At 70.9% G+C, this 15,648-nt stretch carries 12 protein-coding genes; 10 read left to right on the forward strand and 2 right to left on the reverse strand.

Translation table 11 applies throughout. The annotated features are described in order from the left end of the window. Positions 1–24 precede the first annotated feature (24 nt). The 9 genes from LG396_RS06310 (at position 25) to LG396_RS06350 (ending at position 12,183) form a co-directional block, all read left to right on the forward strand. Positions 25–2,067: an ATP-binding protein gene (locus tag LG396_RS06310; protein WP_225793970.1), complete on the forward strand. Its 2,043-nt coding sequence runs from the start codon at positions 25–27 to the stop codon at positions 2,065–2,067. Continuing rightward, the gene (locus tag LG396_RS06315; RefSeq protein WP_225793971.1) at positions 2,054–3,688 is read left to right on the forward strand and encodes a type 1 periplasmic-binding domain-containing protein; all 1,635 of its coding nucleotides are present in this window, start codon (positions 2,054–2,056) and stop codon (positions 3,686–3,688) included. Before LG396_RS06310 ends, LG396_RS06315 begins: the two co-directional genes overlap by 14 nt. Before the next feature lie 80 nt (positions 3,689–3,768). Next, positions 3,769–4,590 (forward strand): SAM-dependent methyltransferase, encoded by an 822-nt coding sequence (locus tag LG396_RS06320; RefSeq protein ID WP_225793972.1) that lies wholly within the window; start codon positions 3,769–3,771, stop codon positions 4,588–4,590. A 175-nt stretch (positions 4,591–4,765) separates the two neighbouring features. Further along, the gene (gene acnA, locus LG396_RS06325) at positions 4,766–7,480 is read left to right on the forward strand and encodes an aconitate hydratase AcnA (protein WP_308190067.1); all 2,715 of its coding nucleotides are present in this window, start codon (positions 4,766–4,768) and stop codon (positions 7,478–7,480) included. Positions 7,481–7,609: 129 nt separating this feature from the next. Beyond that, a complete protein-coding gene (locus tag LG396_RS06330) occupies positions 7,610–7,894 on the forward strand; it encodes a YrhB domain-containing protein (RefSeq protein WP_225793974.1) in 285 nt (94 codons plus the stop codon). A gap of 31 nt (positions 7,895–7,925) precedes the next feature. Beyond that, positions 7,926–8,306, forward strand: coding sequence for a hypothetical protein (locus LG396_RS06335; protein WP_225793975.1), 381 nt, complete (start codon positions 7,926–7,928; stop codon positions 8,304–8,306). A 370-nt stretch (positions 8,307–8,676) separates the two neighbouring features. Beyond that, positions 8,677–10,098, forward strand: a complete 1,422-nt coding sequence (gene ngcE / locus LG396_RS06340) for an N-acetylglucosamine/diacetylchitobiose ABC transporter substrate-binding protein (RefSeq protein WP_037747563.1) — start codon at positions 8,677–8,679, stop codon at positions 10,096–10,098. 108 nt (positions 10,099–10,206) lie between these two features. Next, a complete protein-coding gene (locus LG396_RS06345; protein ID WP_051642580.1) occupies positions 10,207–11,175 on the forward strand; it encodes a carbohydrate ABC transporter permease in 969 nt (322 codons plus the stop codon). 78 nt (positions 11,176–11,253) lie between these two features. Then, the gene (locus LG396_RS06350; protein WP_027766250.1) at positions 11,254–12,183 is read left to right on the forward strand and encodes a carbohydrate ABC transporter permease; all 930 of its coding nucleotides are present in this window, start codon (positions 11,254–11,256) and stop codon (positions 12,181–12,183) included. 91 nt (positions 12,184–12,274) lie between these two features. Here LG396_RS06350 and LG396_RS06355 read toward each other — a convergent pair whose 3' ends face one another. After that, the gene (locus LG396_RS06355) at positions 12,275–13,309 is read right to left on the reverse strand and encodes a hypothetical protein (protein ID WP_037747564.1); all 1,035 of its coding nucleotides are present in this window, start codon (positions 13,307–13,309) and stop codon (positions 12,275–12,277) included. Then, positions 13,300–13,941: a hypothetical protein gene (locus LG396_RS06360; RefSeq protein WP_037747566.1), complete on the reverse strand. Its 642-nt coding sequence runs from the start codon at positions 13,939–13,941 to the stop codon at positions 13,300–13,302. Before LG396_RS06360 ends, LG396_RS06355 begins: the two co-directional genes overlap by 10 nt. Before the next feature lie 456 nt (positions 13,942–14,397). Here LG396_RS06360 and LG396_RS06365 point away from each other — a divergent pair, with 456 nt between their 5' ends. Next, on the forward strand, positions 14,398–15,603 hold the full coding sequence (locus LG396_RS06365; protein ID WP_026276312.1) for an ROK family transcriptional regulator: 1,206 nt from the start codon (positions 14,398–14,400) through the stop codon (positions 15,601–15,603). Positions 15,604–15,648: the final 45 nt, after the last annotated feature.

Below are 15,648 nucleotides of genomic sequence, written 5' to 3' on the forward strand. Positions count from 1 at the left end.
CGTGCAACGGGAGGGAAGCGGAGCTTGACCCTGTACGGACGTGATGCCGTGCTGCACGAGCTGGTGCCCCGGATGGTGGGGCTGCACCACACGAAGACCAAAACGGTGCGGCAGGAGCCGCGCGGCGAGCTGCCCCTCGTGCTGCTCCACGGCGGCCACGGCAGCGGCCGCACCGCCGTGCTGGACGAGGTGCGCGAGGCGTACGGGGACCGCGTCCCCGTCGCCGCGGTGGACTGCGCCGACGTCTACGACGGCGACGCCGCGGTCTCCAACACCTCGCCCACCGCGGAACTGCTGACCACCCTGGCCCGCGGCCTGTGCACGCACCGCCCGGGCTTCGGCAGGCTCCGCCTGCCCCGGCTGCTCACCGGCCTGGTGGCGGTCAGCGCCTGGCACCGGGGGCACCTCGACGAGCAGGCGTGCGCCCGCGACCGGATGGTGGACCTGCTCGTCGACTGCGGGCTGGAGAAGGACCAGGAGCGGGCCCGCTCCTGGCCCGGCGACGTGGTCGACCTCATCGGCGGCTGGGGCAGCGACGAGCTGGGGCCGATCGCCGCCGCCGGCGTGCACCTCTTCACCGACCGCTATCTGGGCTTCCGGGAGAACCGCGCGACGCGCCAGTGGTACGCCGGCCTGGACGGCCTGCCGGCCGCGGGCCGCGGCGGCGACAACGTCTTCACCGTCCTGTGCCGCGGCTTCCACCTCGGCGACGACACCCGCACGCGCACCGAGGGCCACCTCGTCGAAGCGCTGCTGGAGGACCTGCGCGCCGCGTACGGCGGCTGGCGGAACCTCAACGCCGCGCCCCGCCCGCTGGCCCTCCTCGACAACGTCCACACCCCCGCCGGCGCGCACCTGCTCGACCTGCTGCTCTCCCGGCGCACGGACGCCGACGAGCGCCCCGACCCGCTCGTCGTGCTCGCCACCGCGCTCGGCGAGCCGCGGGGCGCGCGGTTCGCCTCGGCCACCCGGTGGACCTTCGCCGACGTGCCCGAGCTGGCCGGCTGGCGCCGCCGGGTGCGCGGCTCCGCCTCGGCCGGGCTCGTCGTCCTGCCCCTGCCGCCGCTGGAGCGCGCCGAGCTGCTGTCGATGATGCACGTCGGCGAGGAGCGGGCGGTGCCCCAGGAAGTGGCCCGCGCCGTCCACCGGTTCACCGGCGGCAGCCCGCTCGGCTGCCGGATCTTCTACGACGCCCTCGACGCCGCGCCGGAGCCGGCGGGCGTCGAGACGCACGAGCTGGCGCGGCTGCGGCTGCGCGGGGAGCACGTGACGGAGCAGATGCTCCAGGCGCTCGTACCGGCCGCGGAGCTGAGCGCGTACCTCGTGCTCCTGTGCGTCGCCCAGGACACCGCCGCGGCGCGCGCTCTGGCCACCGCGTACCTGACCCGGGACCACCAGGCAGGCGCGGTCGAGACGGTACGCAGCCACCTGCGCGCCGAGCAGTGGCCGCAGGCCGGGCGGCCGTTCGTCGCCGACGACTTCCTGCGCGCCGTGCTCGTGCACGAGCTGCGCCGCCGCCCGGCGCGCGCGGCGGACCCGCCGGTGTCCTGGCCGGAGCTGCACGAGCTGCTGAGCGACCACCACGGCGGCCGGGGCGAGCCCGCCACCGCCCGGCACCACGAACTGGCCGCGGGCCTCCCGGACGGGCCCGTGCGGTGGCTCGCCGACACCTTCCGCGACGCCGCCGCGGAGCGCTGGCTCGACGACCTCTGGCACATCGCCACCGCCCCGCACCCGCCCGACCCCGCGTGGGCCGACGCCTGCCGGGCGACGGCGTCGGGGGAGCGGGACGGCACGTTCGTCGGCGACTCCGTCCAGCGCTCGGTCAACCGGCTGCTGCACGCCGTGTGGTTCGCCGCCGACCCGCTGTCCGTACCGGACGCGCACCTGCGCGGCCGGGTCGGGCGGGAGCTTGACTTCCTGTCGCTGAAGCACCCGACGGGCAACAGCACGCTGTACGACGCGTCGCAGGAGTGGCCCGCGGCGATCAAGGACCTGCGCACGCCGGACTCGGTCGCGGGGGACCGGAACGGCGGCGGGGAGGGGAGGGGCGATGGCATTCGTTAGACGACGCCTGCGGGGCCGGAGGCGGCGCCCGCTGGGCCGGGCGGAGAAGGCGATCCTGGCGGTACTGGCCCTCGCGGCCGTCACCGCGGGGGCGGTGCTGCTGGTGGTCCGGCTGGGCGGCGGCGACCCGTGCGGCGACGGGCTCGTGGAGTCGGCGAAGGGCGAGGAGTGCGTCGGCGTCGCCGACGCCACCGCCGAGTCGCCGGCCTTCGAGCCGGGCGCGGAGGGGCCGGACGAGCGGATAGCGGAACTGGTGCGGAAGGTGGCGGAGGAGAACCAGCGGGTCCAGGACCAGTGGGAGGAGCCGGAGGGCAACCCGGAGCCGTACGTGCAGGTCGCGCTCATGCTGCCGTTCAACTCCTCGGAGTCGAGCGCCATGACCCCCGAGGTCGTCGAGCACAGCCTCGCCGGCGTGCTCGCCGCGCAGATCATCGCCAACGAGCCCAAGGGCGGCGTCAACTACCAGCTCCTGCTGACCAACATCGGCAGGCACCTGTCCGAGTGGGAGCCGGCCGTCGACACCCTGGCCGGGCTCACCGGCGCCGAGGAGCCGGTCGAGGGGGACGCGCCGCTCGTCGGCGCGGTCGGCCTGCCCAACAGCGAGCAGGACACCCAGGACCTCGCCGACGCGCTGTCGGCGGCCGACGTCCCGGTCGTCAGCGGCGTGCTCAGCTCACCGGAGATCAGTGCGGACAAGCTCTTCAAGGCCGCGCCGTCGAACCGCGAGTCCGTTGCGGCCCTCGCCGGCTACCTCGACGAACGCCCGGGCGCGAACTCCGGATACCTGGTCTGGGACATGCGCGAGGAGGACAACTACGTCACCAACACCCGCAAGAACATGCGCGAGGTCTTCGGCGAGGAGTACCGGCTGGAGAACCGCAACAGCTCCTTCATCGGCAGCCAGGGCGACGACTACCGCGGTGCGCCGCAGCGCTTCTCCCCGGCCGCGCGGGGCATCTGCCGGCTGGAGGCGGACACCGTCTTCTACGCCGGCCGGGACTCCGACCTGCCGCACCTGATAACCCAGTTGTCCGCCGAGCCGGAGTGCGACGACTTCGACGCCGGGATCCGCATACTGCGCGTCGCGACCGGCCTGCCGGACGGCCTGATGGGGAAGCAGGTGCACGAGGACATGGCCGAGGCCCGGGTCGTCACGGTCGGCGCCTCGGCGACGGACGCGCCCTCGTGGCGGGCGGGCGACGGTTCCGGCGAGCGCTTCGCCACCTTCGCCGAGGGGTTCGCGGAGGTCAGCGGGCTGCCGGGGGAGGCGCTGAACGACGGCTACGCGATCATGCACCACGACGCCTTCACCGTCGTCGCCCGGGCCACGGAGACCGCGCTGACCGACGTGCAGGCGCCGGCCGGGGGCGACGCGGCCGAACGGCTGCCGTCTGCGCTCGACGTGTACAACACGGTCACCAACATGAAGGTGGTCGCGGGGGCCGACTCGTGCCAGGACTGCGTGTCCGGGGCAAGCGGCCAGTTCGGCTTCGACGTGGAGAAGGAGAACTGGCCGGTGTGCAAGCCGGTCCCGATCATCGAGTACCCGCGCCCGGAGGGCGCGGACCGGCCGCGGCTGTACCGGACCTTCCAGGGCCCGGACGGCAAGTGCCCGGCCTGACGAGGACGTACGGCGGGGACGTACGGCGAGGACGTACGGCGAGACCGGCGAGGACGTACGACGAGAGGCGGCAGCACCGCATGAACCCGTTACCCGAGGACGAGCCCGAGATCGACCTGCACACCGACCGCCCGCACTCCGCGCGCGTCTACGACTACCTCCTCGGCGGCAAGGACAACTACGCCCCCGACCGCGCCGCCGGCGACGCCTCGGTACGCGCCTGGCCCAGCCTGCCGACCTCCATGAAGCAGACCCGCGTCTTCATGCACCGGGTCACCAGGACCCTCGCCCGCGACTACGGCGTACGGCAGTTCCTGGACATCGGCACCGGCATACCGACACCGCCGAACCTCCACGAGGTGGCCCAGGAGGTCGACCCGGAGTGCCGGGTGGTGTACGTGGACAAGGACCCCATCGTCCTCGCGCACGCCCGCGCGCTGCTCCAGAGCACCAAGGAGGGCAGGACCGGCTACATCCAGGCCGACCTGCGCGACCCCGAGTCGATCCTCGGCGACCCCCAGCTGCGCAGGGTGCTCGACCTCGACCGGCCCGTCGCGCTGTCGCTCATCGCCATCGTCCACTTCATCCTCGACGAGGACGACCCGCAGGGCATCGTCGCGCGGCTGCTGCGCGCGCTGGCGCCGGGCAGCTTCCTGGCGCTGACCGTCTTCACCGGCGACACCGACCCGGAGCGCGTCGCGGGCGTCGGCCGCGAGTACAACGAGCGCGGCATCCCGCTGCAGATCCGCGACCGCGCCGAGGCGGAGCGGTTCTTCGCGGGCCTGGAGCCGGTCGACCCGGGCGTGACGCTGGTGCACCACTGGCGTCCGGACGGCATCGGCGAGTCGGTGCCGGACTCGCACATCGCCATGTACGGCGGCGTGGCCCGCAAGCCGGACTGACCCACCCGTGAGCCGCGCCGGTCCGGGTACGCGACACGGGTGGGCGCCCCGGCGGAGCCATGGAGTAGGGTTTATCTCGACATCGAGATATCTGCCGAGGTGCCACCCTCAAGTCGCCCCGCTTCGGACGTAGCGGCAGGATTGCGGTGGAACGCGAATGACGAAGGAGACTGTCGTGTCGGCGAACAGCTTCGACGCCCGCAGCACGCTGCAGGTGGGCGGCGAGTCGTACGAGATCTTCCGGCTGGACAAGGTGACCGGTGCCGCCCGGCTCCCGTACAGCCTGAAGGTGCTGCTGGAGAACCTGCTCCGCACCGAGGACGGCGCGAACATCACCGCCGACCACATCCGGGCCCTGGGCGACTGGGACTCCCAGGCGCAGCCGAGCCGGGAGATCCAGTTCACGCCGGCCCGCGTGATCATGCAGGACTTCACGGGCGTCCCCTGCGTCGTCGACCTCGCCACCATGCGCGAGGCCGTCAAGGACCTGGGCGGCGACCCCGCCCGGATCAACCCGCTGGCCCCGGCCGAGCTGGTCATCGACCACTCCGTGATCGCCGACAAGTTCGGCACCCCGGACTCCTTCCAGGTCAACGTGGAACTGGAGTACGGGCGCAACCGCGAGCGCTACCAGTTCCTGCGCTGGGGTCAGACCGCGTTCGACGAGTTCAAGGTCGTCCCGCCCGGCACCGGCATCGTGCACCAGGTGAACATCGAGCACCTGGCCCGCGTCGTCATGGTCCGCGACGGCAGGGCCTACCCCGACACCCTCGTCGGCACCGACAGCCACACCACCATGGTCAACGGCCTCGGCGTGCTCGGCTGGGGCGTCGGCGGCATCGAGGCCGAGGCGGCGATGCTCGGCCAGCCCGTCTCGATGCTCATCCCGCGCGTCGTCGGCTTCAAGCTCACCGGCGAGCTGCCCACCGGCACCACCGCCACCGACCTGGTGCTGACCATCACCGAGATGCTGCGCAAGCACGGCGTCGTCGGCAAGTTCGTCGAGTTCTACGGCGCGGGCGTCTCCCAGATCCCGCTGGCCAACCGGGCGACCATCGGCAACATGTCGCCGGAGTTCGGCTCCACCGCCGCGATCTTCCCGATCGACGCCGAGACCCTCACGTACCTGAAGCTCACCGGCCGCGACGCGCAGCAGCTCGCGCTCGTCGAGGAGTACGCGAAGGCGCAGGGCCTGTGGCACGACCCGGCGCACGAGCCGGAGTACTCCGAGTACCTGGAGCTGGACCTCGCCTCGGTCGTGCCGTCGCTGGCCGGGCCCAAGCGCCCGCAGGACCGCATCGAGCTGTCCAGGGCCGCCGAGCAGTTCCGCCTCGACGTGCGCAACTACGTCGAGGACGCCGACGAGCCGGGCAAGGAGTCCTTCCCGGCCTCCGACGCCCCCGCCTCGTCCAACGGCGTCCCGACCCGCGTCACCCAGGTGACCGCGGCCGACGGGTCGACTTTCGAGATCGACCACGGCGCCGTCACCGTCGCCGCCATCACCTCCTGCACCAACACCTCCAACCCGTCCGTGATGGTCGGCGCGGCGCTGCTGGCGAAGAAGGCGGTGGAGAAGGGCCTGACCCGCAAGCCGTGGGTGAAGACCACGCTGGCGCCGGGCTCCAAGGTCGTCATGGACTACTACGACCGGGCCGGCCTCACCCCGTACCTCGACAAGCTCGGCTTCAACCTCGTCGGCTACGGCTGCACCACCTGCATCGGCAACTCCGGCCCGCTGCCGGAGGAGATCTCCAAGGCCGTCAACGAGCACGACCTGGCAGTCACCTCGGTCCTCTCCGGCAACCGCAACTTCGAGGGCCGGATCAACCCCGACGTCAAGATGAACTACCTGGCGTCGCCGCCGCTGGTCGTCGCGTACGCGCTCGCCGGCTCCATGAAGGTGGACATCACCCGCGAGCCGCTGGGCACCGACAAGGAGGGCAAGCCGGTCTACCTGAAGGACATCTGGCCCAGCGAGCTGGAGGTCGAGCAGGTCGTCGCCGCCGCGATCGGCGAGGAGATGTTCACCGAGTCGTACCAGGACGTCTTCGCCGGCGACGAGCAGTGGCAGGCGCTGCCGATCCCGACGGGCGACACCTTCGCCTGGGACACCGAGTCGACCTACGTGCGCAAGCCCCCGTACTTCGACGGCATGGGCATGGACCCGGCGCCGGTCGAGGACATCGCGGGCGCCCGCGTGCTGGCCCTGCTCGGCGACTCGGTCACCACCGACCACATCTCGCCGGCGGGCGCCATCAAGGCCGACACCCCGGCCGGCCGCTACCTCACGGACCACGGCGTGACCCGCCGCGACTTCAACAGCTACGGCTCCCGCCGCGGCAACCACGAGGTCATGATCCGCGGCACCTTCGCCAACATCCGGCTGCGCAACCAGATCGCCCCGGGCACGGAGGGCGGCTACACCCGCGACTTCACCCGTGCGGACGCCCCGGTCTCCTTCATCTACGACGCGGCCCAGAACTACGCCGCGGCCGGCACCCCGCTGGTGGTGCTGGCGGGCAAGGAGTACGGCTCCGGCTCGTCGCGCGACTGGGCGGCCAAGGGCACCGCGCTGCTCGGCGTCCGCGCGGTGATCGCCGAGTCGTACGAGCGCATCCACCGCTCGAACCTCATCGGCATGGGCGTCCTCCCGCTGCAGTTCCCCGCGGGCGCCACGGCGCAGTCGCTGGGCCTGACGGGTGAGGAGACCTTCTCCTTCACCGGCATCACGGCCCTGAACGACGGCGCCGTGCCGGAGACGGTCAAGGTGACCACGGACACGGGCGTGGAGTTCGACGCGGTCGTCCGCATCGACACCCCGGGCGAGGCGGACTACTACCGCAACGGCGGCATCCTCCAGTACGTCCTGCGCTCCCTCATCCGCGACTGACACCTCCACCGCACCACGAAACCCCGCGCCTCCCCTCCGGGAGGACGCGGGGTTCTCGTGTCACCGGGAGGCAGGTGTGGCATCTTCCGTACCGGGACCACTGAGCCGCGACCCGGGGAGCTGCTTCGGATGCCTTCTTCACGCGATGAGGCGCGACGGGCCGCGCTGGAGTACCTGCGGAGCGCCTACCGGGGCGAGCCGTACGCGTTCGTGGTGCCGGAGGGCCTGACCGAGGAGTTCGGCACCGTCTGGACCGTGGGATTCGACACCCGGGAGCATCTGGCCACCGGTGACATGACCAGGGCTCCGCTGGTCCGCGTTCTCGTCGTCCCGAAGGACGGCTCCCCTCCGCACTTCCCGCACACCGCGCTGCCGCTGGACGAGTACGTGGCACGGCTGGAGGCGGAGCTGTGATCGCCCCGGGCAGCCGCGTGGAGCCCGCAGCGTGAGTGCGCCCGAGGCGCTCGCGGTTCTCTGGGCCGAGGGGTCGCGTCGTGCGGTGGCCCCGGGGGGTGTGGCGGAGAAGTGGTTCGGGGCCGTGCCTCGGGCCGTTGTCGTGTGGGGCGGCCGCGTTCTCGTGATCGAGGCCGTGCCGCCCGACGGCGGGCCCGGGGACAACGCCGTGGTCTTCGGTGCGGGCGGGGCCAAACGGGTGCGGCTGCGGACGCCGCCGGGTGCGGGTGGTCCATACGGCGTCATCGGGTCCCCCACCGCCCGTCTCGACGAGTCCGGCCCCCTCGTCGTGGTGGCCACCCGGGTGGCCGACCTCCGGGGCCGCGTCGACCTCCGCGCCGGCATCCTCGTGGGCGTACGGACCTGGCGCTGATCAGGACATTTCAGGCGTGTGGGGGCGGAGCTCGGGGCCGCTGGGCAGAGGCTCCAAAAGGCTGGACCAATGGCGGTGAGGGGCACCCGTGACGGGTGTTCCGGCCGGCCGGGTGCGGGTGGGGCCGCAGTGCGTTTCCCGCAGGTCTCAAGTCGGGAAATACTCTCTACGAACCTTGTATTCGATCTTGATTCGGCGGCGCCGAGTGGACTATACCTGTCCGCACCCGGCGGCACCCCCACCCTCCGGCGCACCACCCTGCACCACTCACGTAACAGATGACCGCGGTAATCGGCTCCTGCACCATGAAGCACGTCGCATCGGGGATCCGGTACACCGCCTGAGTCCTGGAGAGAGTGAGGACTTGAGCATGGGATCCAACTCGCATGTCGGTCGCCGCGATCTGATCAAGCGGGCCGTTGCCCTCGGCCTGATCTCCGTCCCCACAGTCGGTGCGCTGTCGGCCTGTGCCAGCGGTGGCGACGACGGCAACGACGGCGGGGCGAAGGGCGACAAGACCGACAAGAACCCGCTCGGCGTGGACAAGAACGCCGGCCTCGAAGTACTGATGTTCGACGGCGGGTTCGGTACGAAGTACGTCGACGACGACGCCACCGCGTACCAGAAGAACTTCGGCAAGGTGAAGACCGGCTCGACGGAGAAGATCCAGTCGAAGGTCCAGGGCCGGATGGCGGCCGGTGACCCCCCGGACCTCATCAACAACTCGGGCGACGAGGCCATGGACGTGCCCGCGCTCATCACGCAGCAGCAGCTTGCCGACCTCTCCCCGATGCTCGACGCGCCGTCCATCGACGACCCGAACAAGACGGTCCGCGAGACCCTGCGCGACGGCACCGTCGAGATGGGCCAGTACGGTGACGAGAAGGTCTACCGGATGAACATCGCCTATTCGGTGTTCGGCCTCTGGTACTCCAAGAAGCTGCTGGACGACAACGGCTGGGAGTACCCCAAGACCTGGGACGACATGCTCGCCATCTGCGCCGACGCGAAGAAGCAGAACATCGCGGGATTCGCGTACACCGGCGTCTACCCCCAGTACCTCGGCTTCAGCATGCTGCCGATGATCGGCAAGGTCGGCGGCCGCGAGGTCCTCGACGCGATCGACAACCTCGAACCCAACGCCTGGAAGCACGACGCCGTGAAGGGCGTCATGGAGGCGCACTACGAGCTGTACGACAAGGGCTACGTCCTGAAGAACTCGCCCGGTAAGACGCACACCGACGTCCAGACCGACTGGACCGAGCGCGGCAACTGCATCTTCATCCCGAACGGCTCGTGGGTGGAGAACGAGTCCAAGGACACCACGCCGCCCGACTTCCAGATGGCGGTGTCTCCGTCGCCGAACCTGGACAGCTCCGACGCGATGCCCTTCGAGACCATCTGGGCGCAGGCCGGCGAGCCGTTCATCGTGCCGGCGAAGGCCAAGAACTCCGTGGGCGCCATGGAGTTCCTGCGCAACATGCTGAGCAAGAAGTCCGCGGCCGGCTTCACCGAGATGGTGTCGTCGCTGGCCTGCGTCGAGGGCTCCGAGGAGGGCCTCCAGCTCGGTACGGGGCTGACCAGCGCGGTGGGGCTCCTCGACGGCGCCGGTGAGAACTTCCTCAACCCCCGGTTCCCCGACTGGTATCCGACCCCGTACCGGGAGAAGATCGTCTTCGTCTGGGGCGACATGATGAAGGGCGGCATCAAGCCCGCCGAGGCCATCGACAAGATCCAGGGCATCGCCGACGAGACCGCTCAGGACGACAGCATCAAGAAGTACAAGCACTGAAAGCGCCGGATCCAGTCGGTGAACGAGCGAGATGGGGGCGCCGGAATGTCGGACGAAGGCCGTGCCGCGACGAAAGTCGCGGTTCCGGGGAAAGCCGCGGAGACGCCGGTGCGGGAGAAACCGCGGAAAGCCGGATTCCGCAGCTCTCCGCGGTACCGGACCTACCTCAAGTACCGCTTCGTCACGGGGTTCCTCATCGTTCCCCTCGGGCTGTACGCGGTGTTCGTCATCTCCCCCTTCATCCAGACCTTCTACTACTCGCTCACCGACTGGACCGGCGTCAGCAGCGACTTCAACATGGTGGGGTTCGAGAACTACTCCAGGCTGCTGGACGACTCGACCTTCTGGGCCGCCGTCCGCAACAACCTGATCCTCGCCCTCGCCGTCCCCTTCGTGACGCTCAGCCTCGGGCTCTTCTTCGCCTTCATGGTCACCGTCGGCGGCCGGCACAAGAAGGGCGAGGCGATCTCCGGGGTCCGCGGCGCCAAGCTGTACAAGATCGTGTACTTCTTCCCGCAGGCCCTGTCCATCGCGGTGATCGCCGCGCTGTGGGGCTACATCTTCAAGCCCGACGTCGGCCTGCTCGACCCCGTCCTGCCCGAGTCGCTGTCACCGAACGGCGGCTGGCTGGCGGACTCGAAGTTCGCGCTGTGGGCCGTGATGATCGTGATGTGCTGGGCCATGGTCGGGTTCTTCGTGGTCCTGTTCTCCGCGGCCATCGGGCAGATCCCCACGGAGATCTACGAATCCGCCCTGCTGGACGGCGCGAGCCGGGCGGCGACCTTCTTCCGCATCACCCTGCCGCTCATCCGGGACTCCGTGCAGACCGGGTGGGTGTACATGGGGATCATGGCGCTCGGCGCGGAGTCGTTCGCCGTCGTCAACATCATCACCCAGGGACCGGGCGGACCCGACGACTCCACCATGGTGCTCGGGGTGTACCTCTGGAACACCGGCTTCGGCCAGTTGCAGGCCGGCCGGGGCGCGGCCATGGGCGTCGCGCTGTTCATCCTCACCATGATCCTCGCCGTGGCCGCACTGTCCGTCGGCCGCCGCCGCGACCGCATCGAGTACTGAGCGTCGGCGACTGAGCGTCCGCCACTGAGCATCGGGTACGGAGCATCGAGTGCAGAGCACGATCCGGAAGGCCAGGTCATGACCACTGCGGAACCCACCGACCGCCCCGCCGCGCTCGACAAGGCGGACGCGGCGGACGACACCTCGCGGTCGCCGCTGCTGGAGCCGCGGAAGAAGATCGAAGGCGCCGTACTCAACGTCTTCTCGCACGGCTTCCTGGTCCTGTGGACCGTGCTGGCCGCGGGCCCGCTGGTCTGGGCGCTGATGAACGCGCTGAAGGACTCGGGCGACATCCTGTCCAACCCGTGGGCGCTGCCCGGCTCCATCGACTGGGCGAACTGGTCGAACGCCTGGACCCGTGCGCGCATCGGCCGGTACGCCGCGAACTCCCTCCTCATCGTGTCCATCTCGGTGCCGCTGACCATGCTCTTCGGGTCGATGGCCGCGTACGTGCTCGCCCGGTTCGACTTCAAGGGCGCGCGCGTCGTCTACTTCACCTTCGTCGGCGGCATGGCCTTCCCCGTGGTGATGGCGCTCGTGCCGCTGTTCTTCGTGATGAAGAACCTGTCGCTGCTCGACACCCGGCACGGGCTGATCATGGTGTACATCGCCTACTCCATGCCGTTCACGATCTTCTTCATGACCACGTTCTTCCGCACGCTGCCCTCGTCCGTCTCCGAGGCCGCCGAGATCGACGGGGCGTCACACTCCCGGATCTTCTTCCAAGTGATGCTGCCCATGGCGAAACCCGGCCTGATCAGCGTGGGCATCTTCAACTTCCTCGGGCACTGGAACCAGTACGTGCTGCCCTTCGCGCTCAACCAGGGCGACGAGGACGACTACGTGCTCACCCAGGGCATCGGACTGCTCTTCGCCCAGGCCGGCTACCGCTCCGACTACGGCAGGCTCTTCGCGGGGCTCGTGATGGCGGCGCTGCCGATCCTGATCGTGTACATCATCTTCCAGCGCCAGGTGCAGTCCGGGCTCACCGCGGGCGCGGTGAAGTAGCGGCGCGGCGAAGCAGGCCGCGATAGCGCGCGGGGACGCGGCACGCGAAGGGCGGCCGGCGCGGTCCACCGCACCGGCCGGCCCGCGGCGCTCAGCGCACGACCGTCTGGATCTCCTTGACGGTCACGTCGTACGTGCCGGAGGACATGCCCTCGGGCAGCTGCGGGTCGCCCTGCTCCACCGGGCCGTCCGGGTCGGCCGAGGCCGTCCAGTGGACCTCCCAGGTGAGCGAGGCCTCCAGCGCGTAGGTGCCCTCGCCGGAGGACTTGCGGTACGTCACGTTGCAGCCGGCGTCCTCGGTGTTGACGTCGTAGCCGTTCGCGCCGCTGCCGCTGAGCCCGTAGGTGCAGGACTGCGGCTCGGCGTACTCGGTGCCGGCGTCGATCCGCAGCCGCTTGGGCGTGGCGACGGTGGTGGCGGCGTACTGCACGCCGAGGTAGTCGATGCTGGCGGTGGTCGCCACCCGCTGGAGCCCGGTGTCGCTCTGGAACGTGGCGTGCACCGGCAGGTTGACCTTCTGCAGCGCGAGGTCCGGCTTCAGTTCCACGGGCGGGGCGGGCAGCTTGGTCGCGTTGTACGCGATCTCCGCGAGCATCTCGGGGCTGATACTCGGGCCGTCGTCGGGGATGTCCCCCTGGTCCATCCAGAACGGGTTGCCCTGGAGCAGCTCACACGCCTGGAACGCCTCGTCCTTGCCCATGTTCTTGTTGTAGGCGACGTCCCACCAGGCGCCCTCCTTGTCCTTGTTCCACTCCTTGTCCTCCCACTCCCTGATCCAGTCGGCCTGCGCGCTCTCCGAGTGGGTAAAGGTGCCCGGCCCGTACTCCGCCATCTCCTCGGCGTCGAAGCGGGGTTCGTACCAGCACGGCGGAGGAGTCCAGTTGCCCTGGGCCGGCGTCATCGGCGGGGCGGAGGAGTCGCCGCCGCTGGTGGTGACCTCCACGTGGGACCACGCGCCGATGTTGTCGCCGCCGTCCGACTCGCCGCCCCCGCCGGTGCCCCAGCCGCCGCCCTGCGCGTACGCGGGCTGCGTGGTGGCCAGCAGCACCGCGGTCACGCCCACCGCCGCCGCGAGGCCCGTCCCCGAGCGGCGTACGGCCCTCCCGCTCCCCGAGCTCACCGACATGTTCCGTCCCCCTCCGTCCAGTCGGACTCGGCGACCACCCAGGTGCCGTCGTCCGTGCGCGTGAGCGTCTGCCGGTAGAGGCGCAGCACCGCGGAGTTCTCGCCGCCGCCGGAGCCGACGCGCTTGCCGGTCTTCGCGTCGACGACGTATCCGTCGCCCTGGTCCTCGCAGAACACGACCAGTGCGCTGCCGTCCTTGACCTGTTTGACCTCGCGGTCGAAGTACCGGCCCGTGCCGGCGATGCGCTGCCCCTCGTCGGCGAAGCGCTCGAAGTCCTTCACGTAGTTCGTGTAGGCCGGGTCCTGCCAGTAGTCCTCGAAGTTGGCCGTGGCCTTCTGCTGCCCGTAGCTCTCCACCATGGCGCTGAGCGCGTAGCCGTGGTCGCGCAGCACGGCGTCCTTCTTCCCGTCCCCGGTGTCCGCCGGCTCCACGTCGGCTTCGAGGTCGTCGGGGAAGTCGAAGGCGGGGGCGTCGGGGTCCTCCTCGGCGGGGGCACTCGGGGAGGCGGAGTTCTTGTTCTCCGCTCCCACGATGTCGTCGCCCCCGTCGTCGTCGGAGCCCCCGCAGGCGGTGAGCAGCAGCGCCGCGCCGAGGGCTGCGGCCGTCGCCCGGCCGAGGGTGCGGTGCCGCATCGATGACCAACTCCCAGCGTCGTCAGGCTCACGGCGCAGGGGCGGTCCGGCCAGGGCTCGGAGCGTTCGGTCTCCCGAGCGGTTGTGCGTCCCCCGCGCGTCATGTACGGAGCAACGTTATCGAGCCACGTCGCGGACGGGCCACCGGCTGCCGCCAGTTCGCGACACAGCCGTTACGTAGGCGCGCCGCCCGGCGGGCGCCCGCCGGGCGGCGTTCGGGCGATGGCCGGCCCCGGCCGGTCCGCCGGGAGCCCCGGACACGCCGGGCGGCGGACCGGCTCGGTACCGTGGATGTGTGCGGGTTACGGAATAGTCACGCCGTCAAGGTCTTGACGGCGGTAACCATGGCCACGGAGCCTAGACTTCACAAGTTGTAGGCGATCCGGGTCCCATCGGCGTGGCCCGGGAGGTGGGGGGCCGTCGTGTCGCCCGCCGAACCAGGAGTGGATGGCCGTGGTGGAGACTCCGGGCTCGCAGTCCTCGCTGCACCGGGCAAACCTCGAGCGCGTCGTGCGCGCCGTGCGACTGTCCGGTTCGCTCACACAGGCGCAGATCGCGCGGAGCACCGGGCTGTCCGCCGCCACGGTCTCCAACATCGTCCGGGAGCTGCAGGAGAGCGGGACGGTCAGCGTCACGCCCACCTCCGCCGGCGGGCGGCGCGCGCGTGCCGTCTCGCTGAGCGGGGACGCCGGGATCGTGGTCGGGGTGGACTTCGGCCACACCCACCTGCGGGTCGCCGTGGGGAACCTGGCGCACCAGGTGCTCGCCGAGGAGTCCGAGCCGATCGACGTGGACGCCTCCGCCACCCAGGGCCTGGACCGCGCGGAGGCGCTGGTGAGCCGCCTGGTGGGGGCCACGGACGTGCCCCCGGACAAGGTCGTCGGCGTCGGCCTCGGGGTGCCCGGGCCGATAGACACCGAGACCGGCGTGCTGGGCTCCACCGCCATCCTGCCGGGCTGGACCGGCACCAACCCGCGCGACGACCTCCAGTCCCGCCTCGGCGTCCCGGTGTACGTCGACAACGACGCGAACCTGGGCGCGCTCGGTGAGCTGGTCTGGGGCAGCGGCAGGGGCGCCAAGGACGTGGCGTACATCAAGGTCGCCAGCGGCGTCGGCGCCGGGCTGGTGATCAACGGGCAGCTCTACCGCGGCCCCGGCGGCACGGCCGGCGAGATAGGGCACATCACGCTGGACGAGTCCGGCCCCGTCTGCCGCTGCGGCAACCGCGGCTGCCTGGAGACCTTCACCGCCGGCCGTTACATCCTGGGCCTGCTGGAGGCCAGCCACGGCCCCGGGCTGACCGTGGAGCGCATGGTGCAGCTCGCGCGCGACGGCGACCCCGGCTGCCGGCGGGTGATCGCCGACGTCGGCCGGCACATCGGCAGCGGCGTGGCCAGCCTGTGCAACCTGCTCAACCCCAGCCGGGTGGTCCTCGGCGGCGACCTCGCCGAGGCCGGGGAGCTGATCCTGCAGCCCATAGGGGAGTCCGTCGCGCGCTACGCGATCCCCAGCGCCGCCCGCCAGCTCGACCTGGCGTCCGGGGCGCTGGGCAGCCGCGCGGAGGTGCTCGGGGCGCTGGCACTGGTGCTCAGCGAGATGGGCGACCGTTCGATCCTTGACGGCGCCGTGCCGCTCCTCGCGCCCGCTCTCACAGAGGGCTGAGTTCACGTAGAGAAACCATGGGATCGTATCCGTCTCGTTAAGCAT

It is taken from the genome of Streptomyces aculeolatus (assembly GCF_020400605.1).
GTDB classification, from domain to species: Bacteria; Actinomycetota; Actinomycetes; order Streptomycetales; family Streptomycetaceae; genus Streptomyces; species Streptomyces aculeolatus.